Here is a 23,284-nt window from a genome sequence, read left to right on the forward strand (position 1 = left end):
CCGATGAAGGACCGCCTCGCGCTGTTGCTGGCCGCATTCTGGTGGGGCAGTCTCACCACGATCGGCTTCCTCGTGGTGCCGATGCTTTTCGCGCGGCTCGGCAACCCCGCCGTCGCGGGCAATTTTGCAGGTCAACTGTTTGAGGCGCAGAGCTGGATAGCCATTGGCTGCGGCCTGCTGCTGCTCGTTCATTTCAGGACGAAGATGGACGACCGCATCGACAGTGCCTCGATGACGGCCATCTTCTTGATTCTGGGTGCATTGCTCTTGGCGCTGTTACAGCAATACGCCGTGGCGCCCCGCATTCTTGCGCGCGACAACCTGAAGCTATGGCATGCCGTGGGAAGCGGCATGTACCTGGTTCAGTGGCTCTTCGCGGGGGCGCTGCTGTGGCGCATGGGCGCTGCAAGAGCGCCCGTGGCAAGCTGAGGACCGGCGGCGGGACTGCTGCCATCCCGCCCGCCGTATCCATTCACTTCATTCTTTCCAGAACTTCGCGACCCAGTTCGCAGGCCGGATGTAGCGGAAAGCGCGGTTGCGCCGGCCCGCCAGCGCGTCGGGCGGATTGCATTCGCCGTGGAACACCATGATGCGAGCGCCTTCGGGCACGAAAGGCTCTTCCCAGTAATTGGCCGGCCAGGTGGGAATGCCGTGGTACTTGAAGCTTGGGCACCAGGCGGCGGGCCAATAGCCGAGTTTCCCCTGCTTGTGCATCATGGCTGACAGGTAGGTCTGCTCATTGCGGTACTCGGCCTGTACCTTGTCCATGTTCTCGCGGAAATACGCCAGCACGTCGGCATGGGCACCAAGTTCGAACCGGTAGACCGATGAGTTTCCGGTGATTCGCTGACGCCGCCAGGGACGCGCGTAGTCATGGATGATCAGGAATTCGCCCGGGTGTTCGAAGAATGCATCCAGGCTGCCCACGATCACCACGTCCACGTCGAGGAAGAGGGCGGTGCCGCGCAGGCCGTGCAGGTCTTTTTCGAAGGTGGTGAGCTTTTTCCACGCGCCGTCGCGCTGGCCGGGCGCCAGCTGCAGGTTGAGTGGAGGAATCGGCAGGCACGTCACTTCGGGGCGAATGCCGGTGCCGTCGTCCGTCAGGCACACGAACTTGAAGTCGCCGCTGAGATTGCGGCGCACCATCGCGTAGAGGCGGTTGACGTATTCGGGGCCGTATTTCGTGCCCCACTTCATGCAGAGGATATGGCGCTGGGCGCCTTGCGCTGGCGCCAAGTTCAGTCTGCCTGGTTGCGTTTCTTGGCCGAGAGCGGCCTTTTGGCCTTGGCGCGCTTGATGGTGCCGCCAGGGGTGAGGCGCTGGTTGCCCAGCACCCGCAGCGTCTTGATCTCGGGGCGCTGGCCGCCGCGCTTGCTGTACTTGAGCACCTTCACGTCACGCGGGCCGGGCATGCGGTCCTCATCGATGACGCGCTCTTTTTCGGGCTTGGGACGCCACAGCACCAGCAGCTTGCCAATGTGCTGGATAGGCGCAGCGCCGAGTTCGTCGGCCAGTTCCTGCAGCATGGCGTCGCGCGCCAGGCGATCGTCGGAGAAGACGCGGATCTTGATCAGGCCGTGAGCCTTGAGCGCCGCGTCGGCTTCTTTTTTAACGGCAGGGGTCAGCCCGTCTCCACCGACCATGACGATCGGATCCAGGTGGTGAGCTTCGGCGCGGTGCACCTTGCGCTCGGCAGGGGTAAGTTGAATGGCGGGCATCCCCGTATTATCGAGGGTAGAAAGCAACCTCTCGAACCGCCAGGCCGCTTCCAAGGCGAATACCGCAGCCCGAAGCACGAGAGGCCACCCATGAGCACCAAGGCAAAGAGCAAAAAAGTCAACAAGGCGTGGTTGCACGACCACATCAACGATCCGTACGTGAAGCTGGCCACGCGGGAGGGGTATCGCGCACGTGCCGCCTACAAGCTCAAGGAAATCGACGAGTCGCTGGGCCTGGTCAAGCCGGGCCAGCTTGTGGTCGACCTGGGGTCCACACCGGGCGCCTGGAGCCAGTATCTCCGGCGGCGGATGTCGCCCGATGGCGCGGCCGCAGGGGAGTTGAACGGCACCATCATCGCTCTGGACATCCTGCCAATGGAGCCTATCGAGGGCGTGACCTTCCTCCAGGGCGATTTTCGTGAGGCAGAGCTGCTGGAGCAGGTGCTGGGCGTGCTGGCGGGCCGAAAGGCGGATCTGGTGGTTTCCGACATGGCGCCCAACCTGTCGGGCATCCACTCGGCCGACGCAGCCCGTGTGGCGCATCTGATCGAGCTTGCAATCGACTTTGCTCAGCATCACCTGAAAGCAGAAGGGGCTTTGGTCGCCAAACTGTTTCACGGCAGCGGCTACGACGAGCTCGTGAAGCTGTTCAAGGCCAACTTTCGCACCGTCAAGCCCTTCAAACCGAAGGCTTCACGCGACAAGTCGTCCGAAACCTTTTTGGTGGGAATGGGTCTGAAGGCCCAGGAAACGCTTTGATACCTTGACGCGCCAGCCCCTGAATAAGCTGCCAAGGGGTGTCGAAGGGGTGCAAACCCTTCCGAGGCTATGGCCGCATTAGGGAAATGCCCGCTTTTCGTAGCTTGAAAAGCCTAAAATGGGGCGCAATTGCGTATCCACAGCGCGTTCTTTTCATAATCTTGTCACGCGCTTTCGACTGGAGCTTCGTTTGAACAATCAGTGGTTTTCCAAAGTTGCCGTATGGCTCGTCATTGCCATGGTGTTGTTCACTGTGTTCAAGCAGTTTGACACCCGCGGCGGCGTTGGCTCGGGAACGGTAAGTTATTCGGAGTTCCTTGATCAGGTCCGAAACAATCAGATCAAGAGCGCCGTCATTCCTGAAGGCGCAGGCGGCGGAGAAATCATCGCCGTCACCAACGACGATCGCAAGATCCGCACGACCGCCACGGTGCTCGACCGCGGTCTGGTCGGCGACCTGATCGATCACAACGTCAAGTTCGACGTCAAGCCGCGCGAAGAGGGCTCGCTCCTCATGACGCTCCTGGTGAGCTGGGGGCCCATGCTGCTCCTGATCGGCGTCTGGATCTACTTCATGCGTCAGATGCAGGGCGGCGGCAAAGGCGGAGCGTTCAGCTTTGGCAAGAGCAAAGCCCGCATGATGGACGAGAACAACAACACGGTCACCTTCGCCGACGTCGCGGGCTGCGACGAAGCCAAGGAAGAAGTCCGCGAGGTGGTCGACTTCCTGAAAGACCCGCAGCGCTTTCAAAAGCTCGGCGGCCGCATTCCGCGCGGCCTGCTGCTGGTTGGCCCTCCGGGTACCGGCAAGACCTTGCTCGCCAAGTCGATCGCCGGCGAAGCCAAGGTTCCGTTCTTCTCGATCTCGGGTTCCGACTTCGTTGAAATGTTCGTCGGCGTGGGCGCTGCCCGCGTACGCGACATGTTCGAAAACGCCAAGAAGAACGCCCCTTGCATCATCTTCATCGACGAAATCGATGCAGTGGGCCGCCAGCGTGGCGCCGGCCTGGGTGGCGGCAACGACGAGCGCGAACAAACCCTGAACCAGATGCTGGTCGAGATGGACGGTTTCGAAACCAATCTCGGCGTGATCGTGGTGGCTGCAACCAACCGTCCCGACATTCTTGACGCCGCACTGCTGCGCCCGGGCCGTTTCGACCGTCAGGTGTATGTCACGCTGCCCGACGTCAAGGGACGCGAGCAGATCCTCGCCGTTCACATGCGCAAGGTGCCGCTCGGCCAGGACGTCAATCCGAACGTCATCGCGCGCGGAACGCCTGGCATGTCTGGTGCCGACCTGGCCAATCTTTGCAACGAAGCCGCCCTCATGGCTGCACGCCGCAATGCGCGCGTGGTCGAGATGCAAGACTTCGAAAAAGCCAAGGACAAGATCTTCATGGGCCCGGAGCGCCGCTCGGCGGTCATGGACCCCGAAGAGTTGCGAAACACCGCCTATCACGAAGCCGGCCATGCCCTCATCGGCAAGCTTCTGCCCAAGTCGGACCCGGTTCACAAGGTAACCATTGTTCCGCGCGGTCGCGCACTGGGTGTGACCTTCACGTTGCCCGAGAAAGACCGCTATGGCTACGACAAGGAATGGGCGCTCAACAAGATCTCGATGCTGTTCGGCGGCCGGATTGCCGAAGAAGTCTTCATGAACCAGCGCACCACCGGCGCCTCGGACGACTTCAACAAGGCAACCCAGCTGGCACGTGACATGGTTACGCGCTACGGCATGACCGATGCACTGGGCCCGATGGTCTACGCAGAAAACGAAGGCGAAGTCTTCCTGGGCCGCTCCGTCACAAAGACGACCACCATGAGCGAGCAGACGATGCAAAAGGTGGACGAGGAAGTCCGCCGCATCATCGACGAACAGTACGCCCTGGCACGCCGCCTCATTGAGGACAACAGCGACAAGATGCACGCCATGGCCAAGGCGCTGCTCGAGTGGGAAACCATCGACAGCGAACAGCTCGACGACATCATGGCCGGCCGCGCACCGCGCCCGCCCAAGGACTGGACGCCCCGCATTCCGCCTTCGGGCAGCGGCGGCAGCGGCGGTACGCCGGCAGTGAAACCGGATCCGGCACCGACTGCTGCCTGAAGTGCATCATCCGGTGTCACACAACAACGGGGCCATTGGCCCCGTTTTCGATAGTGAAGGTGCCGCATGGCGATGGCTCCGTTGATCTGGCAGACCGCACGTTTCGCGATTGATCTCGCGCAGCCGCGCGTGATGGGCATCGTCAACGTCACTCCCGATTCTTTTTCCGACGGCGGGGCGCATGCCTCCACGGCGGCCGCACTGCAGCACTGCGAGCGGTTGCTGAAAGAGGGCGCCGACATTCTCGATATTGGGGGCGAATCGACCCGGCCCGGCAGCCCTGCCGTGCCGCTCGATGCCGAACTGGCGCGCGTGCTGCCGGTGGTGCGCGAGGCGGTCAAACTGAACGTGCCGCTCTCCATAGACACCTACAAGCCCGAAGTCATGCGCGCCGTGCTCGAACTTGGCGCCGACATCATCAATGACGTCTGGGCGCTGCGGCAACCCGGCGCACGCGAAGCCGTTGCCTCGCATCCTTCGTGCGGCATTTGCCTGATGCACATGCACCGGGATCCGCAAACCATGCAGGCCGCGCCCATGCTGGGCGACGCGGTGCCAGAAGTGCTGTCGTTCTGGGCGCGGCAATTGGCCCAACTGCGTTTGCTCAAGATCAATCCCTCGCGGATCACCTTGGACCCGGGAATCGGTTTCGGAAAGACGGTGGCGCAAAATTTTGCGCTGCTGGCACGGCAGCGTGAGCTGCTCGAAGCCGGTTACCCGCTGCTCCTGGGCTGGTCTCGTAAATCGTCGATCGGCACCGTCAGCGGCATTCCGGCCGCTGCCGAACGCCTGGTGCCCAGCGTCACGGCGGCAATGCTCGCGGTGGACCGCGGCGCGGCCATCGTGCGGGTGCACGACGTGCGCGACACGGTGGCGGCGCTTGCGGTGTGGCAAGCCATGAAAGCCCAAGAGCCGCAGGCGGGCGCACCGGCTTCAAACAGTCAACAACAAGAACAAACCTCATGACCCGTAAATACTTTGGCACCGATGGCATTCGCGGCACCGTCGGCCAGTCGCCCATCACTCCCGATTTCGTTTTGCGCCTTGCGCATGCGGTGGGCCGCGTGCTCAAGAAGAGCCAGTCGCGCCCCACGGTGCTGATCGGCAAGGACACCCGCATTTCGGGCTACATGCTTGAATCGGCCCTGGAATCCGGCTTCAACTCCGCAGGCGTCGACGTGGTGCTGCTGGGTCCGCTGCCTACGCCGGGCGTGGCTTACCTCACCCGTGCACAGCGCGCCAGCCTGGGCGTGGTGATCAGCGCAAGCCACAACGCATACCCGGACAACGGCATCAAGTTTTTCAACGCCCATGGCAGCAAGCTCGACGATGAATGGGAGCTTGCGGTTGAAGCCGCGTTAGAGGAGGCCCCCGTGTGGGCAACCTCCGCCGAACTCGGCAAGGCGCGCCGTCTCAACGATGCGCCCGGCCGCTACATCGAGTTCTGCAAGAGCACATTTGCCAACGACCTGACGTTGCGCGACATGAAGCTCGTGATCGACGCGGCGCACGGGGCGGCCTATCAGGTGGCGCCGAACGTGTTTCACGAACTGGGGGCTGAGGTCACCAGCATCGGATGCGCACCCGACGGGCTCAACATCAACAAGGGTTTTGGCGCCACGCACCCCGAAGCGCTGGTAGAGGCCGTGATGGCGCAAAAAGCCGACTACGGCATCGCGCTCGACGGTGACGCCGACCGCCTGCAACTCGTCGACGCCAGCGGGCGCCTTTTCAATGGCGACGAACTGCTCTACCTCATGGTGGCCGAACGCATAGCGCGCGGAGAAAAGCCCGTCGGCGTGGTCGGCACGCTCATGACCAACAAGGCAGTGGAGGTGGCGCTGCGTGGGCAGGGCATCGAATTCGTGCGCGCCAAGGTGGGCGACCGGTATGTGCTCGAAGAACTCGACAAGCGCGGTTGGCTCCTGGGTGGCGAAGGCTCCGGCCATCTGCTGGCGCTCGACCGCCACACCACCGGCGATGGCATTGTGAGCGCACTGCAGGTGCTTCAAGCCTGCGTGCGCAGCGGCAAGACGGTGGCGCAGCTCCTGGCCGACATCACGCTGTTTCCCCAGACTCTCATCAACGTTCGGCTCACGCCGGGGCAGGACTGGAAGAGCAACAAGGCGCTGGCCAGCGAAACGCAGCGCATCGAAGCCGAGCTCGGCGAGGGCGGCCGTGTGCTGATTCGTGCCAGCGGCACTGAGCCGCTGGTGCGTGTGATGGTCGAGGCACGCGACGCGAGGCAGTCCGAATCTTGCGCGAAGCGCCTGGCCACGACTCTCGAGTCCGCCGAATGACGATGATCGAAGTTGTTCTGGCCGATTACCGCGATGCCGGGCATTCGGCCGCATTGGTCGATTTGCTCGATAGCTATGCGCAGGACCCCGCGGGCGGCGGCACGCCGCTCGAAGCGGGCGTGCGTGCCGGATTGCCCGCTGCATTGGCCGCGCGGCCACAGGCTTTCAGCGTGCTGGCATACGACGGTGCGCAGCCCGTGGGGCTCATCAACTGCATCGAAGGTTTTTCGACCTTCGCGTGCAAGCCACTGGTCAATGTGCATGACGTGGTCGTTTTGGCCAGCCATCGCGGCCAGCGGGTTGCGCAACGCATGTTCGAGCGGGTAGAGCAGGAGGCCCGTGCGCGCGGCGCCTGCAAGCTGACGCTGGAAGTGCTGTCGGGCAATGCGCCGGCATTGCGCAGCTATGAGCGCGAGGGGTTTGCCAGCTACCAGCTCGACCCCGCGTTCGGGCACGCGGTGTTTTTGCAGAAGAAGCTCTGAAAAAGAAAGAGGGCCGGGGCGCGTTTGGCGCCGTCGGCCCTCACCGCAACGCTCTCCCGAGGGAGAGGGGGTAATGCAGATCAGAAGCGCGTGACGGGTGCCTCGGCTTCGGCCTTGCCGGGCGCGTACTTGCCCAGCTCCCACTTTGCAATCGCGTTGCGGTGCACTTCGTCGGGGCCGTCCGCAAAGCGCAGCGTGCGCGCGCCGGCGTAGGCGTAGGCAAGCGGGAAGTCGTCGCACATGCCGCCGCCGCCATGCACTTGCATGGCCCAGTCGATCACCTGGCAAGCCATGCTCGGTGCCACCACCTTGATCATCGCGATTTCATTCTTTGCAACCTTGTTGCCGGCCACGTCCATCAGCCAGGCGGCCTTGAGTGTGAGCAGGCGCGCCATGTCGATCTTGCAGCGCGCCTCGGCAATGCGTTCTTGCGTCACGGTTTGCGATGCGACCGTCTTGCCGAAAGCCACGCGCGACGAGGCGCGTTTGCACATCAGCTCGAGCGCGCGTTCTGCCAGGCCGATCAGGCGCATGCAGTGGTGAATGCGTCCCGGGCCAAGGCGGCCCTGCGCAATTTCAAAGCCGCGGCCTTCGCCCAGCAGGATGTTGTCCACTGGCACGCGCACGTTCTCGAAGTACATCTCGACGTGTCCGTGCGGCGCATCGTCGTAGCCCATGACGTTGAGCGGGCGCACGATGCGGATGCCCTTGGCATCTGCCGGCACGATCACCATGCTTTGCTGCGAATGCCGTGGCGCGTCGGGGTCGCTCTTGCCCATGGTGATGAAGACGGCGCAGCGCGGGTCGGCGGCACCTGAAATCCACCACTTGTGGCCATTGATCACGTACTCGTCGCCCTGGCGTTCGATGCGGGTCGAGATGTTGGTGGCATCGCTGGAGGCAACGTCGGGTTCGGTCATTGCGAACGCAGAGCGGATTTCGCCTTCGAGCAGCGGCTTGAGCCAGCGCGCCTTGATGGCCTCCGAGCCGTAGCGCGCAATGGTTTCCATGTTGCCGGTATCCGGCGCCGAACAGTTGAAGGCTTCCGAAGCCCATTGCACCCGGCCCATGATCTCGGCCAGAGGCGCGTATTCCTGGTTGGTGAGGCCCGCACCTTCGTAGCCGGAGGCGGAGGCGCTGTCCACCGGCAGGAACAGGTTCCACAGACCCTGGGCCTTGGCCTTCGCCTTGACCTTCTCGACGGTCTTGAGCGCTGTCCAGCGCTTGCCTGCGGCCGTGTTGGCGGCCAACTCGGCGGCGTACTCGGCTTCGGCCGGGTAGATGTTCTCGTCCATGAAGGCCGTGACGCGTTTCTGCAATTCCTTGGTCTTGGCCGAATATTCGAAATCCATGCTGTCTCCTGGTGGGGTTTTTTGGGGAGCTGGTTACGCCTTTTGGGCGAACTGCCAGGCCATGTCGGCCATTGGTCGCGCGCCGCGTGCAGAAGCCACGGCTTGCTCGCTCGACGCGGTACCGGCCTCGACCCGCTTGGCAATGCCTTGCAGGATCGCGGCCATGCGGAACAGGTTGTAGGCCTGGTAGAAGTTCCAGTCGGGCGCCAGTGCTTCAGGCGTGCTGATGCGCGTGCGCTCGCAGTAGCGGCGGATGTATTCGCTTTCGGTGGGAATGCCCAGCGCTGCGACATCCACGCCGCCGATGCCGCGGCCGGTGGTAGGAGGCATATGCCACGACATGCAGTGGTAGCTGAAGTCCGCCAGGGGGTGGCCCAACGTAGAGAGCTCCCAATCGAGCACTGCAATGATCCGCGGCTCGGTGGGGTGGAACATCACGTTGTCCAGGCGGTAGTCACCATGTACGATCGACACTTTGCTTTCGTCGCGTGCGCTCGCCGGCATGTGTGCGGGTAGCCAGTCGATCAGGCGCTCCATGGCCTCGATGGGCTGCGACAGTTCGCCGGCGCCATCGGTCGAGGCCTTGTACTGCTTGCTCCAGCGGCCGATCTGGCGCTCGAAGTAGTTGCCGGGCTTACCGTAGTCGGCAAGGCCGCGCTCGGCAAACTTCACGGTGTGCAATGCCGCAATGACGCGGTTCATCTCGTCGTAGTAAGCCGCGCGCTCGGAATTGCTCATGCCGGGCAGCGACTGGTCCCACAGCACACGTCCCTGCATGAACTCCATCACGTAGAAGGCACGGCCAATGACGGATTCGTCCTCGCACAGGCAATGCATGCGCGGCACGGGCACATCGGTGCCGGCCAGACCGCTCATTACCTTGAACTCGCGCTCCACCGCATGGGCCGATGGCAGCAGCTTGGCCACAGGGCCGGGCTTGGCGCGCATTACATAGCTTTGCGTCGGCGTAACGAGCTTGTAGGTGGGGTTCGATTGCCCGCCCTTGAACATCTCCACGCTCAGCGGACCCTGGAAGCCGTCGAGATTTTTAGTGAGCCAGGCCGCAAGCGCTTCGATGTCGAAGGCATGCTGTTGCGAAACGGCGCGGGTGCCGATGAAGTTCGAAAAATCCTGGCTCATGTCTCTGTCTCTTTTTTGGTTTTCTTAGCTCTCAGCTTCGGAGACGCGCATCAAGGCTGCGCGGTCCAGCACGACCAGCCCGCCCGGCTCGATCCGGATGGTGCCCTCGCGTTCCATGGTCTTGAGCTCCTGGTTGACCCGCTGGCGCGAAGCACCGAGCAACTGCGCGAGCTCTTCTTGCGCCAGTTGCAGGCCGATGCGCGTCTGGCTGCCGTCTTCCAGGTTGGGCACACCGTAGCTGCGAACCAGGTGAATGAGCTGCTTGGCCAGGCGCGCGCGCAAGGGCAGGGTGTTGAGGTCTTCCACCAGCCCGAACAGCGTGCGGATACGGCGCGCCTGCAGCCGCATCAGCGCTTCGTACAGCTCCACGTGCGTGGCCAGGATCTTTTGAAAGTCGGCCCGCGCCACGCAGAGTACGGTCGTATCGCCATGCGCATAGGCGTCGTGCGTGCGCCGGTCCCCGTCGAACATTGCCACGTCGCCGAACCAGATGCCCGGCTCCACGTAGGTCAGCGTCACCTGCTTGCCCGATACGGCCGTCGAACTCACGCGCACCGCACCCTTGGCACAGGCAATCCAGTGATCGGGCGGATCGCCGCGGGCGGCAATCAGGTCGCCGTCCTTGTAGCGTTTGACAAAAGCGCATCGAAGAATGTCGTGCCGTAGCGATGGAGAGAGAGAAGAAAACCAGCGACCACTGTTGATCGCTTCACGTTCTTCGATGGTAAGAATTGGGTCGTCCATTGGTCTGTCCTGTCGGCGACTGAAAGGCTGAAGGGTGTCACGGGAGTGACGTCTTGCCGCTATTCGTACTGCGGCGGCTTCTTCTCGAGAAAAGCGGCAATGCCGATGCCGGCATTCGGGTGGTGAAGGTTGCGAACGAAGTGGTCGCGCTCCTGTGAGAGCTGCGACGCGAAGGTGGCGCCGCGCGCCTCGCTGAGAAGCTCCTTGATGCTGGCCAGTGAGTTCGGAGCGCGGGCATTGAGCCTGGCCGCAAGCGCCAGTGCGCTTGCAAGCGCCTGGCCGTTCTCGCTCAACTCGTTGACCAGCCCGAGCGCATGCAGACGCGGCGCGCCGATGCGCTCGCCGGCCATCAGCCATTCGCTGGCCAGCTGGCGTGGCAATGCCTGGCCCAGGTGCCAGCTCAGGCCACCGTCGGGCGAGAGCGCCACATTGCTGTATGACGCCGCAAAAATCGCATCGCGTGCAGCCACCACGAAGTCGCAGGCCAGTGCCAGAGAAAAGCCCGCGCCCGCCGCCGCGCCTTCGACGGCCGCGATGATCGGCTTGGGAAAGGTACGGATGGAGTCGATCCAGTTGTGCAGGCCTTCGATGCTTTCGGCCTGCACCGAAGGGTCGCGCTGGCGGTTGTCGGACAGCCGCTGCAGCGAGCCACCCGCGCAGAACCACGCGCCTTCGCCGACGATGACGACGCTGCGGATCTCGTCGCTGCTCTCGGCGCCGTTGAGCGCCTCGATGCCTGCGGCGTAGATCTCGGGGCCCAGCGCATTGCGTTGGGTCGGGTTGGCGATGGTCAGCACCATGGTGCGTCCTTCGCTGGTGCTCTTGAGTTCTGCGGTCATCGATGTCGTGCTTTCTTGTCTGGGCGGCTCTGTTTATTCTTCTTCGTGCAGCAGGCTCAGGCCGAGCGCGCCGCGCCGGCGCAGCCAGGGGCTCGGGCGATAGCGCGGATCGCCATAGACAGTCTGCAGGTTGAACAGCACCTCGAGCATGTTGGTCGGCCCGTACAGGTTGCCCATGGCCAGCGGACCGCGCGGGTAGCCCAGGCCCAACTGCACCGCCGTTTCAAGATCGGCCGGCGAGCACACGCGCTGCTGGCACATGTCGGAGGCGATGTTGACGATGGTGCCGATCACGCGCTGCGTGACGAAGCCGCCGCTGTCGCGGATCACGCTCACAGCCTTGCCGTCGCGCGCGAAGAGGGCATGCGCCGCATCGCGAATGTCGCGCCGCGTGGCGGGATTGGTGGCAAGCACGCGGCGCTTCGTGGCGGCATCATCGATGAGCATGTCGATGCCGACAGTGCGCGTGGCGTCCAGGCGCTCGACCGCGGCCACCGTGGTCACATCGAATCCTAGGGGCGCCACCACAATGAGCGAAGTGGGCGCGGCGGTAGCGCCGCTGTCGATCTGGGCGCCCAAGGCGTTCACAAGCCGCAGCAACTCGGCGCGGCGCGCGGCGCGGGGCGAAACCCACACCGAAGGCAGCGCCTCCAGCGTGGGCGTTGCCGCCTCGGCGGGCTGCTGCATCACACCGTCGTTGTAGGTGTAGAAGCCCTCATTGGTCTTGCGGCCAAGCACGCCCGCTGCCAGCCGCTGCGCCGTGATTACGCTGGGGCGGAAGCGCGGCTCTTCGTAGTACTGGCGATAGATCGACTCCATTACCGGATGCGAAACGTCGAGCGCCGTCAGGTCCATCAGCTCGAACGGTCCGAGGCGAAAGCCGGCTTGTTCCTTGAGGATGCGGTCGATGGTGGCGAAGTCGGCCACGCCTTCGCCCACGATGCGTAGCGCCTCCGTGCCGTAGCCACGGCCGGCATGGTTGACGATGAAGCCCGGCGTGTCCTGCGCCTGCACGGCGCTGTGGCCCATTTGCACGGCATAGCCGGCGAGTCGTTTGCAGACTTCGGTACCCGTCTTGAAGCCCGCCACCACCTCGACCACCTTCATCAGCGGCACAGGGTTGAAAAAGTGAAAGCCAGCCACGCGCTCCGGGTGCTTGAGGCCGGCGGCGATCGCCGTGACTGAAAGCGACGAGGTGTTGGTGGCAAGTGTGGCCGTGGGGGCAACAACTGATTCGAGTTCGCGGAACAGGTTGCGCTTGACCTCGATGTCTTCGACCACGGCTTCGATCACGAGGTCGCACGTGGCCAGGGCCGCGACCGAATCGACCGCCTTGACGCGCGCGGTTTGCGCATCGCGCGCTGCGGCGTCGATCTTGCCCTTCTCGTGCAGCTTGTTCCACTGGGCCGCCAGGGCTTCGCGCCCTTTCTCAGCGGCGCCTTCAAAACTGTCGAGCAGGAGCACTTCGCTGCCTGCTTGCGCGGCGATCTGGGCGATGCCCCGGCCCATGGCGCCAGCGCCGACGACGCCGATCCGGGTGTAGTTCACTGTCATTGGAGGAAGATTTTCGCTGGTTGAGGTGTATGCGCCCCCGGCTGCAGGCGGGGCGCGATGCTTGCACAGCCTTCGATTTTGCAGCCACCCGGCACTGGGGCCTCCCGGGTTTTACGCGAGGCCGGCTCTCAGGCCCGGCGGCGGCTGCGATCGATGATCACGCTCAGGGAGATGGCGGCCAGCAGCAATGCGAGGCCGACCCAGTTCATCCATGCCACCGCGTCGTTTGCAAGCAGCCATCCGCCCAGCCCTGCGCCGACCGCCTGGCCGATGTAGATGCCCGAGCTGTTGAGCGCAACCGAGCCCGGCGCAAGAGCGGGCGCGAGGCCCACCAGCCGCGCCTGCTGCGCGGAATTGGTGGCAAAGCATCCAAGGCCCCACGGCACAAGAACGGCCGCCAGCCATGGGAGCGTGCCGGCCCACGGCCAGAGAAAGAGGCTGAGCGCGATCAGCGAACTTGTCAGCAACACCATGCGGCCCGCGCCCACGCGGTCGATGAAGCGGCTCACCAGCATGTTGCCCATCAGCCCGAAAACGCCGAACAAGGCCCACATCAGGCTCAGCGTGGTTGGATCGGCGCCAAAGTTCTGCTTCAGGATCGGACCGAAGTAACTGAACAGCACAAACTGCCCGGCTCCCTGCAGTGCCGTGACCGAGACGATGCCCATCAGCACCGGACTGCGCAGCACGCGCGACCACGCGGCCGCCGTGAGTGCAGCGGGGCGGATGCCGCGCGGAAGCGTCAGCCAGATCGACGCCGCGCTCACGACGCTGAGCATTGCGACTGCCGTGAAAGCCATGCGCCAGCCCAGGTGCCCGCCGATCAGCGCGCCGAGCGGCAAGCCCAGCACCGAGGCCATCGACCAGCCGAGAAAGACGAAGGTCACGGCGCGCCCGCGCTGCTCCGGCGGCACCAGCATGCCCGCGCACGCCGCGGCCTGGGGTGTGAAGATTGCAGGCGCCACCACCGTGAGCATGCGCACCGGCAGCAGGGCGCCAAAGCTCGGCATCAGAGCCGAAACAATGTGACCCACGGCGTACCAGATGAGGGTGAGGGCGAGCAGTTGGCGGCGGTCCCACCCCGCGACAACGGCCGCCAGCAACGGCGCCCCGAGGCACATCACAACTGCGGCGACCGTAATCAACTGGCCCGCGGACGCAACTGTCACGGCGAGCGAGGTGCTGATTTCATTGAGCGTGCCGGGCACCACCATCACACCCGTGCCGATCACGAAATTGCCGGCCAGCAGCGCCCAGAGAGCGCCCCGTGGCGCAGGGTGGCTCACTGAAGGACCTTCGCCTTCGGCTGCTGCGGTATTCGCCTTGGGGCGGCCCGGCGGCTCATGAGGTTACCGGCGAACCTGCAGCGCGCCCGGATTCACGATGTTGGTGGGGTTGCCCTTGATGAAACTCACCACATTGTCGAAGGCCTGGCCGAAATAGCTCTCGTAGCTGTCTTGCTCGACATAGCCGATATGCGGCGTGCAGATGCAATTTTCGAGGCGCAAGAGCGCGTGGCCCTGCAGCGGCGGCTCGCTCTCGAACACATCGACGGCAGCCAGCCCCGGACGGCCACGGTTGAGCGCGGCCAGCAGGGCATCGGGCTCGACAAGTTCCGCGCGGGATGTGTTGACGAAGAGGGCCGTCGGCTTCATGCGCGAAAGGTCTTCGAGCGTGACCAGGCCCACGGTTTCTTCGTTCAGCCGCAGGTGCACCGACAGCACATCGGCGGCAGCGAAGAACTCGTGGCGGTTCTGCGCCACCTGGAAGCCGTCGGACCTGGCCTTGGCGCAGCTGGCCTCGCGGCCCCAGATGACGACCTGCATGCCGAAAGCCTGCCCGTAGCGAGCCACCAACTGGCCTATGCGGCCATAGCCCCAGATGCAGAGTGTTTTGCCCTTGAGGACAGAGCCCAATCCGAAGTTGGGGGGCATCGAGGCCGACTTGAGCCCGGATTGCTGCCACGCGCCATGCTTGAGGTTGCTGATGTACTGCGGCAACCGTCTCATGGCCGCCATGATCAGCGCCCAGGTGAGTTCGGCAGGCGCCTGGGGCGAGCCGGTGCCTTCGGCCACAGCCACGCCTCTCTCGGTGCAGGCCGTGACGTCGATATGGTTGCCTACCCGCCCCGTCTGCGAAATGAGCTTGAGCTTGGGCAGCTTTTCGATCAGCTGGCGCGAGATGTGGGTGCGCTCGCGTATCAGCACGATCACGTCGGCGTCCTTCAGGCGGATTGACAGCTGACCAATGCCCTTGACCGTGTTGGTGTAGACCTTGGCCGCATACGCGTCCAGCTTGGTGGCGCAGCGCAGCTTGCGCACGGCGTCCTGGTAATCGTCGAGGATCACAATGTTCATGGCGTGCCATTGTGCCTCGCAGCATTGGCATGACGCGCGTGTGAACGTTTGGATACCCGCCCCGGGCAGTGGTCACCGGGGTTTGCACAGCACTAGTGCAGGTGAGTGGAGGCCGGCGCGGTGCTGACGGCTTCCATGGCCTCCAGAGCCGCCAACCGGTCGAGTTCGGCGCAGACATCAGCCATGCGGCCAGAAATCACCATGCGGTTGGTGCTGCATTTTTCGCCTTGGGGGCCGTCCACCACGCGAATGACGCGCAGCGGCCGTACAGGTGCGGGCGCGGCCTTTGGGGCGGCAGTGCCGTGGGCGCGGGCCGTGCATGCCGGCCGAACCGCGACGTAGCGCAACCCCGCTGCAGTGCTGCTTCCGTCGCGGCGGCGTGGGCGGCGCGTCGGCAGCAGCCGGGTTGCGAGCGATTGCAGCGGCATCCACAAATCAACGATGGCGAGAAGGGCGATTCCCATGTGAACTCCAAAAAAATATGAGGTTGAACACAGGCAGGATTTCTTTGATTGGGCGCAACAGGGTGATGGCGACATAGCGCCATACGCCCGCCACCTGTTGCGACCGGATGGGTGCTGCTCTGGGCAGGCCGCCAGGCCTACATGAGCATGGTGTTGCGAATGAGGCCGACCGCCAGGCCTTCGATTTCGAAGGGCTCGCCGGGTTGGACCACGATGGTTGGGTAGTCGGGGTTTTCGGCGTGCAGCTCGATGACCTGCTTGTTGCGCTTGAGGCGCTTGACAGTGACTTCGTCGCCGAGGCGGGCCACCACGATCTGGCCATTGCGCGCTTCCTTGGTGGCTTGCACCGCCAGAAGGTCGCCGTCCATGATGCCGGCGTCGCGCATGGACATGCCGCGCACCTTGAGGAGGTAGTCGGGTTGGCGCTGGAACAACGTGTTCTCTACGTAATAGGTCTGGTCGACGTGTTCTTGCGCGAGGATGGGCGACCCCGCCGCAACACGGCCGATGAGCGGCAATGCCAACTGCGCCATGCCGGGCAGCGAAAGCGAAAACTGGTTGTTGCGAGACTCATTGAGCGAACGCAGGGCGTCGCCCTTGAGCCGGATGCCGCGCGAGGTGCCGCTGACCAGCTCGATGACACCTTTGCGGGCCAGCGCCTGCAAGTGCTCTTCGGCGGCATTGGCCGACTTGAAGCCCAGTTCATTGGCGATTTCGGCCCGCGTGGGCGGAGCGCCCGTGCGTGCGATGGCGCTCTGAATCAAGTCCAGAATTTGCTGCTGGCGGGCGGTAAGCTTCACGGCGAACTGCATATGTTGTTCCTTGCGGCACTGGCTAGATATCCAGTACCTGTATTTTTAACCAGTTTTTAAAAGTTGGCAAGCCATGGTTGATTCGCTTTCGTCGAGCCTGCGGCGCGTTGTGGTTCTTGGAACGGGCGGCACCATTGCCGGAAGGGCCGAAAGCGGCGGCGACAACATCGGCTACACGGCCGGGCAAGTGGGCGTGGCCGATCTGCTCGGCGGCATAGACGCACCCGAGGGCCTGGTGCTGGTGGCGGAGCAGGTGGCGCAGCTCGACAGCAAGGACATGGACTTTGGCGTCTGGGTGCAGCTTGCCCGGCGCTGCGCTTTCTGGCTCGCCGAGGCCGACGTGGCGGGTGTGGTGATCACGCACGGCACGGACACCCTCGAGGAAACGGCTTTCTTTCTTCAGGCTGTGCTGGCGCCGGACAAGCCGGTGGTGCTGACCTGCGCCATGCGTCCAGCTACATCGCTTTCGCCCGACGGCCCGCAGAACGTGCGCGATGCAATCGCAGTTGCGGCAACGTCGTCGGCGCAGGGCGTGACAGTGGTCTGCGCGGGTGTGATCCACAGCGCAATGGACGTTCAAAAGGTGCACACATACCGGCAGGATGCGTTCGCATCGGGCGATGCCGGTCCGGTCGGCTATGTGGAAGAGGGCGCAGTACGGCGACTGAGGGACTGGCCCCGATCGCAGGCAGGCGGGAACTCAAGAATTCTCGAAGCCAACGAAGAAGCCATAGCTCTCTGGCCCAGGGTCGAAATTCTCACAAGCCACGCCGGCGCGAGCGGCGCCATCGTCGACTTGCTGCTTCAGGAGCGGGCGGCGGGCTGCGCCGATCCGATGCGTGGATTGGTTCTGGCTGCGACAGGCAACGGCACGGTGCACCATGCGCTGGAGGCTGCCGCGCTTCGTGCGCAGGACGCGGGAGTTGCCGTGTTGCGCGCCACACGTTGCACGAGCGGGCGCATCCTGCCAAGACCAGACGACAAGCTGCGCAACGCCGGTGCGCTGACGCCGGTCAAGGCGCGCATTGCGTTGATGCTGGAATTGATCGGGAAGGCCGCCTGAAAGACGGCAACAAGCCAGACAGACAAGCAGGCAGCGCAGCCACAACAGCAGCGCGCCTGCGGGTGAAGTTCAGTTGCTCAGAGCGGCCAGCGCGCGCTGGGTGATCTCTTCGACGGTGCCTACGCCCTTGATGGCACGGTACTTGGGTGCCGAAGCCGGATCGGCCTTGGCCCATGCCGAGTAGTAGTCGACCAGCGGACGCGTTTGCTGGCTGTACACCTCGAGCCGTTTGCGCACGGTTTCTTCTTCGTCGTCCTTGCGCTGGATGAGTTCTTCGCCCGTGACGTCGTCCTTGCCCTCGACCTTCGGCGGGTTGAACTTGACGTGATAGATGCGGCCCGATGCGGGATGCGAGCGACGACCGCTCATGCGCTCGATGATGTCGCTGAAAGGCACGTCGATCTCGAGCACGTAGTCGAGCTTGACGCCCGCCGCCTTCATGGCGTCGGCCTGTGGAATGGTGCGCGGGAAGCCGTCGAACAGGAACCCGTCGGCGCAATCGGGTTGCGCGATACGTTCCTTCACCAGGTTGATGATGAGGTCGTCGCTCACCAGGCCACCCGATTCCATGACCGCCTTGGCTTGCTGGCCGAGCGGTGTGCCGGCCTTGACGGCTGCGCGCAGCATGTCGCCGGTCGAAATTTGAGGAATGCCGTATTTCTGGCAGATGAAGGCCGCTTGCGTGCCTTTGCCCGCCCCGGGCGCGCCCAGCAAAATTAGTCTCATGGTGTCCTCGGAGGGTTCTTAGATCTTGTGTCGCACCAAGCGACGGCCCGGGAGCCGTGCAGGGCGGAATTGCGTCGAGGATAGCATGCGAAAGCGTGAAGAATTTCCGTTACAGCCGCCCCTGCGGCCCGCGCTTCAGGGTGTTGGCTTGGCTGCGAACAGCGCACGCACGCGGGCCAGGTCTTCGGGGGTGTCGATGCCCGGGCCGGGAGCCGCTTGGGTGACATGCACCGCAATGCGGTGCCCGTGCCAGAGGGCCCGCAATTGTTCGAGTGCTTCGGTCGCCTCGACTGGCGCCGGCGGCAGCAAAGGAAATTTGCGCACGAAACCGGCGCGGTAGCCATAGATGCCGATGTGGCGCAGCGGTGCCGGGCTAGGCAGCGCGGTTGGCACCCGGTTGACGGAGCCGTCGCGCCACCACGGAACGGGCGCGCGGCTGAAATACAGCGCATTGCCCTTTGCATCGAGCACCGCCTTCACCACGTTCGGGTTGACAAAGTCATCGAGCGAGTCGATTTCATGGGCCGCGGTGCTCATGGCGGCTTCTGGGCGAAGGGCAAGCGCTGAAGCAACGGCATCGATCAGCAATGGGTCGATCAGCGGCTCGTCGCCTTGCACATTGACGACGATATCGTCGCCATCGAAGCCGAGTTTCTCGCAGGCTTCGGCAAGGCGGTCGGTGCCGCTCGGATGATCCTGGCGCGTGAGGATGGCCTCCACGCCGTGCTGCTTGCATGCCGACAGAATGGAAAGATCGTCTGCGGCAACCACTACCTGCAGCGCTGTCGATTGGCTCGCCCGTTGCGCCACCCGCACCACCATGGGCAAGCCTGCGATGTCCGCCAGCGGTTTGTTGGGTAGCCTGGTGGAAGCCAGGCGCGCCGGCACCAGAACAGTAAATCTCACAGCCCCAGCTCTTCGTCAGACAGCGTGCGCGCCTCGTTCTCGAGCAGCACCGGAATTCCGTCGCGCACCGGATAGGCGAGGCGGGCGCTGCGCGAGCAGAGCTCCTGCTTTTCGGCGTTCCAGGTGAGCGGGCCCTTGGTTACGGGGCAGACGAGCAGTTCAAGCAGCTTGGTATCCATCGAGCGATGATAGCTTTGCGTCGAGCGCGGCGAAGAATTCCGGCGCGGGCGTGAAATGCAGCGGCACAGCGAGTGCGCCGGGGGCTTTCCGCCACAGCTTGACCGCGTCTTTCTCGGTGCAGAGCAACGGGTGTCCGGCATCGGCTGGCGCTTGCCAGTCGGTGAAATCGTAGTGGTCGGGCAGCCCGAAGGTCTCGGTCAGCGTGAGGCCGCGCGCACGCAGCATGTCGAAAAAGGCTTCGGGCCGTGCAATGGCTGCAAGTGCGATCGCTGGCTTGCCGGCGAGAGCACTCAGCGCTACGCGTTTGCCATCGCTTGTTATAGCTTCTTGCGCCAGTGCGCGGGTCGCGGTGTAGCCGCTGTCGAATGCCGGCCGCTCTCCGCTGTGGAGCACCAGGTCGCACCGTCGCGGCCAAGGCTCGCGCAGAGGCCCGGCGGGCAACCGCCAGCCATTGCCGACACCGCGGTCGTCGAACACACAGATCTCGATATCGCGCGCAAGCGCCAGGTGCTGCAGCCCATCGTCGCTCACGATGATCTGGGTGGCCGGATGTCGCGCCAGCAGAGCCTGCGCAGCCTCCACACGGCGCCGGGCCACAAAAACAGGTGCACCGGTGGCATGGCGGATCAGCGCCGGTTCGTCGCCCACGTCTTGCGGATCGCTTTCGTCCAGCACCTCACGGCAGTCGTCTGTGCTGCGGCCGTAGCCGCGCGAGATCACTCCAACGCGCAAACCGCGGCCCTGCAGATGCCGAACCACCGCCATCACGACTGGCGTCTTGCCGGCACCGCCCGCAATGACATTGCCCACGACGATCACGGGCACCTGTACGCGTTCGGTTTTCAGCCATCCCAGCCGGTAGAACCAGCTTCGCAGTGCGAAGAGCGCCGCATAGACAAGCGACAGCGGCCAAAGCAGCCAAGCCAGCACACCGCGATGCAGCCACGCGCGCTGCAGCCGCGAGGCCGGTGCGCTGTGACTGCTGCTGCCGTAGGGCGGCACTCAGCGTCCCGCTTGCGCCGTCGATTGGGCTGCGAAGGTGATCTGCACCAGGCCGGCCCGGCGAGCTGCTTCCATGACCGTGATCACGGCCTGGTGCGGGCTGCTGGCGTCGGCGCTGATGATGACCACGCTGTCCTTGCCGCCCGTTGCTGCCGCGCCGAGAGCAGCGGCCACCGTGGCCACGTTGCGATCGGCAAGGGGGGTCTTGTTGATCGAGTAGCGGCCGTCGGCCGACACCGCCACGATCACTTCCTTGGGATAGTCGCGCTGCGAGTCGACGTCCGCCGTTGGCAGGCGCAACTGCATCTCCGTGAACTTGCTGTAGGTGGTCGACAGCATCAAAAAGATGAGCACCACCAGCAGCACGTCGATGAACGGGATCAGGTTGATCTCGGGCTCGTCCCGCGCGCCGTGGCGAAAGTGCATGCGGCCGCGGCTCATGCCCGGTCTCCGTCAAAACCGGCAATGGCAAGCGTGGGGACGGTCATCATTTCCGAAGCGCGTTCAGATGGCGGGCAAAGCGCTCGCCCGACAATTCGAGGTTCAACAGGTATTCGTCGACCCGGCTGCGGAAATAGCGCCAGAAGATCAGGGTCGGAATGGCCACGATCAGGCCGAAAGCCGTGTTGTAGAGCGCAATCGAAATGCCGTGTGCCAACTGCGCCGGATTTCCGGAACCCACCGCACCGCTGCCTGGCGACTGCGAACCGAAGATCTCGATCATGCCGATGACAGTGCCCAGGAGGCCGAGCAGGGGAGCGGCTGACGCAATGGTTGCCAGCGCCGGCAAATAGCGCTCCAGCTTGTGCGCCACCGTGCGGCCCGAGGCTTCCATTGCCGCGCGAAGGTCGTCTTCGGTGCAGCGGGGGTTGGCGTTGAGCGCGCGCAGACCGGAGGCCAGCACCTGCCCGAGCAACGAATTGCGTTCGAGCTTGGTCACCACGTCAGGGCCCGGAACCGAGCCGTGCGAGACGGTCATCGCCTCGTCGAGCAGTTTGGGCGGCAAGACCTTCACGGTCTTCAAGCTTGTGAAACGTTCTATAACCAGCGCGAGCGCGATGACCGAACAAGCGAGCAATGGCCAAATCGGCCAGCCCGCGGCAACTATGATGGAAAACAAGAAAATCCTCCGGCCCGTAGACTGCAAATGCGCGGCGATTATCCACCGAGCCCACCATCGCCACGCGGCTCGTTTGCTTGTAAGCAAAGACGCACAGATTCTGTGGATAACTTTGTGATTAACCCGTGGCGCAACGTGTCCGGACCCGCATGGCACGGGCTTTCCATTAGATCGATTGAATTTTGAGCAGCACTTTTCTTAATGAAATCAACAGGTTGCACGACAAACCGTGCGCCTGTTTCGTATCGGGCCCCTACCGCCTGTGGGTGGCCGCTCACTGTGGAAGAGTGGTCGCCGGCCACTTGTGCGATTTGTGAATCTGCGTGAACCGAATACCACACCAGGTCCGCGGATCTGGGCTGTAGGCGCGCTGTGCCGCGCGGTTGCCGATGCGCTCGACGCGCGGTTCAACCCGGTTGCGGTGCGTGGCGAAATCTCGGGTTTTTCGCGCGCCTCAAGTGGACATTGTTACTTCGCGCTCAAGGACGAGTCCGGCCAACTGCGCTGCGCAATGTTCAGGCGAGCGGCCGGCCTGCTCGATTTTTCGCCGCGCGACGGCGACCAGGTCGAGGTGCGCGGGCGCCTGGCGGTCTATGAGCCGCGCGGTGATCTGCAACTGGTGGTCGAAAGCTTGCAGCGCGCAGGGCAAGGCGCGTTGTTCGAGCAGTTTCTTCAGCGCAAGGCGCGGCTCGAGGCTGAAGGACTGTTCGATGCCGGCCGCAAGCGGGCACTGCCCACAATGCCGCGCGCGGTGGGCCTGGTGACCTCGCTGGGCGCAGCGGCGTTGCACGACGTGGTTACCGCGTTGCGGCGCCGCGTGCCGCACATTCCGGTGGTTCTGGCGCCTGCAGCGGTGCAGGGCGCGGGTGCTCCGGCAGAGCTCGTGCGTGCACTGCAGTCGCTTTATGCGCTGGAGCCGGCGGTAGACGCCATCTTGTTGGTGCGGGGCGGCGGCTCCATCGAAGACCTCTGGGCTTTCAACGACGAAACCTTGGCTCGCACCATTGTGCAAAGCCCGGTCCCGCTGATCTGCGGAGTGGGGCACGAAACCGACTTCACCATCGCCGACTTTTGCGCCGATCTGCGCGCGCCTACGCCTACCGCCGCCGCAGAACTCGTCAGTGCCCCCCAAGCCATGTGGCTTGGTGCGATCGATCTGCTCGGTGAGCGCCTCAGCGACGCTATGGATACCCGGCTTGACGTGTTGGGCCAGCGGCTCGACCAGGCGGCCGCAAGGCTTGGACGGCCTTCGACGCTGGTGGCCCGCCAGCAGCTTCAACTCGCGCACCATTCCCAGCGCCTGCGCTACGCATTGCTATCGAGAACCGAGCGTATCGCCCATGTGCCACGCTCCATCTCCGCCGATTTCCCCTTGAAGCTCGAGCGGGCGCTTGCCCAGCGGCGCGAGCGGCTCGAGCGGGTGGCCTTGCGCCTTCGGCTGCTCGATCCGGCGCTGGTGCTGCAGCGTGGCTACGCCTGGCTTACCGGCCCCGACGGCCGCGCGATCATCAGCGCAAAGACGCTGAATGCGGGCGACGCCGTCGTTGCGCGGCTCGCCGATGGCTCGGTCGACCTGACCGTAAGGTCCGGCGAAACGGGACCGCGTCCGACGCCGGGCGCGTGATTCCTTTCTAGAATCCTTTATTCCCCGCAACCAAC

25 protein-coding genes are annotated in these 23,284 nt (G+C 64.1%); 8 read left to right on the forward strand and 17 right to left on the reverse strand.

Going from position 1 to position 23,284, the window contains the following annotated elements:
* Positions 1-3: 3 nt before the first annotated feature.
* Positions 4-429 carry a DUF4149 domain-containing protein gene (locus J2X67_RS17070; RefSeq protein ID WP_309954603.1) on the forward strand — a complete coding sequence of 142 codons (426 nt, stop codon included), beginning with the start codon at positions 4-6 and terminating at the stop codon, positions 427-429.
* Between the two features lie 48 nt (positions 430-477).
* On the opposite strand, the gene J2X67_RS17075 is transcribed toward J2X67_RS17070, so the two are convergent.
* Positions 478-1,197 (reverse strand): glycosyltransferase, encoded by a 720-nt coding sequence (locus J2X67_RS17075; RefSeq protein WP_309954605.1) that lies wholly within the window; start codon positions 1,195-1,197, stop codon positions 478-480.
* Between the two features lie 41 nt (positions 1,198-1,238).
* Entirely contained in the window at positions 1,239-1,718 is a 480-nt protein-coding gene (locus J2X67_RS17080; protein WP_309954607.1) for a YhbY family RNA-binding protein, read from the reverse strand.
* A gap of 90 nt (positions 1,719-1,808) precedes the next feature.
* Between J2X67_RS17080 and J2X67_RS17085 the strand changes: the two genes are divergently transcribed.
* The 5 genes from J2X67_RS17085 (at position 1,809) to J2X67_RS17105 (ending at position 7,366) form a co-directional block, all read left to right on the forward strand.
* Positions 1,809-2,477 (forward strand): RlmE family RNA methyltransferase, encoded by a 669-nt coding sequence (locus J2X67_RS17085; protein WP_309954609.1) that lies wholly within the window; start codon positions 1,809-1,811, stop codon positions 2,475-2,477.
* A gap of 190 nt (positions 2,478-2,667) precedes the next feature.
* Positions 2,668-4,584 carry an ATP-dependent zinc metalloprotease FtsH gene (ftsH, locus tag J2X67_RS17090; RefSeq protein WP_281151074.1) on the forward strand — a complete coding sequence of 639 codons (1,917 nt, stop codon included), beginning with the start codon at positions 2,668-2,670 and terminating at the stop codon, positions 4,582-4,584.
* Between the two features lie 66 nt (positions 4,585-4,650).
* On the forward strand, positions 4,651-5,550 hold the full coding sequence (folP, locus tag J2X67_RS17095) for a dihydropteroate synthase (protein WP_309954612.1): 900 nt from the start codon (positions 4,651-4,653) through the stop codon (positions 5,548-5,550).
* On the forward strand, positions 5,547-6,884 hold the full coding sequence (gene glmM / locus J2X67_RS17100; RefSeq protein WP_309954614.1) for a phosphoglucosamine mutase: 1,338 nt from the start codon (positions 5,547-5,549) through the stop codon (positions 6,882-6,884). Before folP ends, glmM begins: the two co-directional genes overlap by 4 nt.
* Positions 6,881-7,366, forward strand: coding sequence for a GNAT family N-acetyltransferase (locus J2X67_RS17105; protein ID WP_309954616.1), 486 nt, complete (start codon positions 6,881-6,883; stop codon positions 7,364-7,366). Before glmM ends, J2X67_RS17105 begins: the two co-directional genes overlap by 4 nt.
* A gap of 80 nt (positions 7,367-7,446) precedes the next feature.
* Here J2X67_RS17105 and J2X67_RS17110 read toward each other — a convergent pair whose 3' ends face one another.
* The 9 genes from J2X67_RS17110 to lexA form a co-directional block, all read right to left on the reverse strand.
* Positions 7,447-8,718: an acyl-CoA dehydrogenase family protein gene (locus J2X67_RS17110; RefSeq protein ID WP_309954618.1), complete on the reverse strand. Its 1,272-nt coding sequence runs from the start codon at positions 8,716-8,718 to the stop codon at positions 7,447-7,449.
* Positions 8,719-8,751: 33 nt separating this feature from the next.
* On the reverse strand, positions 8,752-9,858 hold the full coding sequence (locus tag J2X67_RS17115) for a phosphotransferase (RefSeq protein ID WP_309954620.1): 1,107 nt from the start codon (positions 9,856-9,858) through the stop codon (positions 8,752-8,754).
* Between the two features lie 24 nt (positions 9,859-9,882).
* A complete protein-coding gene (locus tag J2X67_RS17120; protein WP_157614137.1) occupies positions 9,883-10,602 on the reverse strand; it encodes a Crp/Fnr family transcriptional regulator in 720 nt (239 codons plus the stop codon).
* A 59-nt stretch (positions 10,603-10,661) separates the two neighbouring features.
* Positions 10,662-11,441, reverse strand: coding sequence for an oxepin-CoA hydrolase, alternative type (locus tag J2X67_RS17125; protein ID WP_309954623.1), 780 nt, complete (start codon positions 11,439-11,441; stop codon positions 10,662-10,664).
* A gap of 33 nt (positions 11,442-11,474) precedes the next feature.
* Complete coding sequence (locus tag J2X67_RS17130; RefSeq protein ID WP_309954625.1) at positions 11,475-12,995, reverse strand: 3-hydroxyacyl-CoA dehydrogenase; 1,521 nt, start codon at positions 12,993-12,995, stop codon at positions 11,475-11,477.
* 128 nt (positions 12,996-13,123) lie between these two features.
* Positions 13,124-14,281, reverse strand: coding sequence for an MFS transporter (locus J2X67_RS17135; RefSeq protein WP_309954627.1), 1,158 nt, complete (start codon positions 14,279-14,281; stop codon positions 13,124-13,126).
* Positions 14,282-14,344: 63 nt separating this feature from the next.
* Positions 14,345-15,352, reverse strand: coding sequence for a D-2-hydroxyacid dehydrogenase family protein (locus J2X67_RS17140; RefSeq protein ID WP_281151066.1), 1,008 nt, complete (start codon positions 15,350-15,352; stop codon positions 14,345-14,347).
* Positions 15,353-15,444: 92 nt separating this feature from the next.
* Entirely contained in the window at positions 15,445-15,816 is a 372-nt protein-coding gene (locus J2X67_RS17145; protein WP_309954630.1) for a hypothetical protein, read from the reverse strand.
* A 137-nt stretch (positions 15,817-15,953) separates the two neighbouring features.
* Positions 15,954-16,628 (reverse strand): transcriptional repressor LexA, encoded by a 675-nt coding sequence (lexA, locus tag J2X67_RS17150; protein ID WP_093023612.1) that lies wholly within the window; start codon positions 16,626-16,628, stop codon positions 15,954-15,956.
* A gap of 73 nt (positions 16,629-16,701) precedes the next feature.
* On the opposite strand from lexA, the gene J2X67_RS17155 reads away from it, so the two are divergent.
* Positions 16,702-17,691 (forward strand): asparaginase, encoded by a 990-nt coding sequence (locus J2X67_RS17155; protein WP_309954632.1) that lies wholly within the window; start codon positions 16,702-16,704, stop codon positions 17,689-17,691.
* Between the two features lie 69 nt (positions 17,692-17,760).
* On the opposite strand, the gene adk is transcribed toward J2X67_RS17155, so the two are convergent.
* The 6 genes from adk to J2X67_RS17185 form a co-directional block, all read right to left on the reverse strand.
* Entirely contained in the window at positions 17,761-18,417 is a 657-nt protein-coding gene (adk, locus tag J2X67_RS17160; protein ID WP_309954635.1) for an adenylate kinase, read from the reverse strand.
* A gap of 135 nt (positions 18,418-18,552) precedes the next feature.
* On the reverse strand, positions 18,553-19,323 hold the full coding sequence (gene kdsB / locus J2X67_RS17165) for a 3-deoxy-manno-octulosonate cytidylyltransferase (protein ID WP_309954637.1): 771 nt from the start codon (positions 19,321-19,323) through the stop codon (positions 18,553-18,555).
* Positions 19,320-19,502: a Trm112 family protein gene (locus tag J2X67_RS17170; protein WP_013541700.1), complete on the reverse strand. Its 183-nt coding sequence runs from the start codon at positions 19,500-19,502 to the stop codon at positions 19,320-19,322. The genes kdsB and J2X67_RS17170 overlap by 4 nt, the downstream gene beginning before the upstream one ends.
* On the reverse strand, positions 19,483-20,505 hold the full coding sequence (lpxK, locus tag J2X67_RS17175) for a tetraacyldisaccharide 4'-kinase (protein WP_309954640.1): 1,023 nt from the start codon (positions 20,503-20,505) through the stop codon (positions 19,483-19,485). Before lpxK ends, J2X67_RS17170 begins: the two co-directional genes overlap by 20 nt.
* Positions 20,506-20,931, reverse strand: a complete 426-nt coding sequence (locus J2X67_RS17180) for a biopolymer transporter ExbD (protein ID WP_281151598.1) — start codon at positions 20,929-20,931, stop codon at positions 20,506-20,508.
* Positions 20,932-20,992: 61 nt separating this feature from the next.
* On the reverse strand, positions 20,993-21,625 hold the full coding sequence (locus tag J2X67_RS17185) for a MotA/TolQ/ExbB proton channel family protein (RefSeq protein ID WP_309954642.1): 633 nt from the start codon (positions 21,623-21,625) through the stop codon (positions 20,993-20,995).
* Between the two features lie 313 nt (positions 21,626-21,938).
* Here J2X67_RS17185 and xseA point away from each other — a divergent pair, with 313 nt between their 5' ends.
* Complete coding sequence (gene xseA / locus J2X67_RS17190; protein ID WP_309954644.1) at positions 21,939-23,249, forward strand: exodeoxyribonuclease VII large subunit; 1,311 nt, start codon at positions 21,939-21,941, stop codon at positions 23,247-23,249.
* The last annotated feature ends 35 nt before the right edge of the window (positions 23,250-23,284 follow it).

Source organism: Variovorax sp. 3319 (genome assembly GCF_031456585.1).
Lineage (GTDB): Bacteria > Pseudomonadota > Gammaproteobacteria > Burkholderiales > Burkholderiaceae_C > Variovorax > Variovorax paradoxus_P.

Bases quoted from the DNA above. Each gene is read 5' to 3' on its own strand.
- J2X67_RS17105 (WP_309954616.1), top strand. From the start codon at position 6,881: ATGACGATGATCGAAGTTGTTCTGGCCGATTACCGCGATGCCGGGCAT.
- J2X67_RS17145 (WP_309954630.1), bottom strand. From the start codon at position 15,816: ATGGGAATCGCCCTTCTCGCCATCGTTGATTTGTGGATGCCGCTGCAA.
- J2X67_RS17070 (WP_309954603.1), top strand. From the start codon at position 4: ATGAAGGACCGCCTCGCGCTGTTGCTGGCCGCATTCTGGTGGGGCAGT.
- J2X67_RS17110 (WP_309954618.1), bottom strand. From the start codon at position 8,718: ATGGATTTCGAATATTCGGCCAAGACCAAGGAATTGCAGAAACGCGTC.
- glmM (WP_309954614.1), top strand. From the start codon at position 5,547: ATGACCCGTAAATACTTTGGCACCGATGGCATTCGCGGCACCGTCGGC.
- lexA (WP_093023612.1), bottom strand. From the start codon at position 16,628: ATGCAGTTCGCCGTGAAGCTTACCGCCCGCCAGCAGCAAATTCTGGAC.
- J2X67_RS17170 (WP_013541700.1), bottom strand. From the start codon at position 19,502: ATGGATACCAAGCTGCTTGAACTGCTCGTCTGCCCCGTAACCAAGGGC.
- J2X67_RS17115 (WP_309954620.1), bottom strand. From the start codon at position 9,858: ATGAGCCAGGATTTTTCGAACTTCATCGGCACCCGCGCCGTTTCGCAA.
- J2X67_RS17075 (WP_309954605.1), bottom strand. From the start codon at position 1,197: ATGAAGTGGGGCACGAAATACGGCCCCGAATACGTCAACCGCCTCTAC.
- J2X67_RS17140 (WP_281151066.1), bottom strand. From the start codon at position 15,352: ATGAACATTGTGATCCTCGACGATTACCAGGACGCCGTGCGCAAGCTG.
- J2X67_RS17080 (WP_309954607.1), bottom strand. From the start codon at position 1,718: ATGCCCGCCATTCAACTTACCCCTGCCGAGCGCAAGGTGCACCGCGCC.
- adk (WP_309954635.1), bottom strand. From the start codon at position 18,417: ATGAGACTAATTTTGCTGGGCGCGCCCGGGGCGGGCAAAGGCACGCAA.
- J2X67_RS17155 (WP_309954632.1), top strand. From the start codon at position 16,702: ATGGTTGATTCGCTTTCGTCGAGCCTGCGGCGCGTTGTGGTTCTTGGA.
- J2X67_RS17085 (WP_309954609.1), top strand. From the start codon at position 1,809: ATGAGCACCAAGGCAAAGAGCAAAAAAGTCAACAAGGCGTGGTTGCAC.
- J2X67_RS17120 (WP_157614137.1), bottom strand. From the start codon at position 10,602: ATGGACGACCCAATTCTTACCATCGAAGAACGTGAAGCGATCAACAGT.
- J2X67_RS17180 (WP_281151598.1), bottom strand. From the start codon at position 20,931: ATGCACTTTCGCCACGGCGCGCGGGACGAGCCCGAGATCAACCTGATC.
- folP (WP_309954612.1), top strand. From the start codon at position 4,651: ATGGCGATGGCTCCGTTGATCTGGCAGACCGCACGTTTCGCGATTGAT.
- J2X67_RS17125 (WP_309954623.1), bottom strand. From the start codon at position 11,441: ATGACCGCAGAACTCAAGAGCACCAGCGAAGGACGCACCATGGTGCTG.
- J2X67_RS17130 (WP_309954625.1), bottom strand. From the start codon at position 12,995: ATGACAGTGAACTACACCCGGATCGGCGTCGTCGGCGCTGGCGCCATG.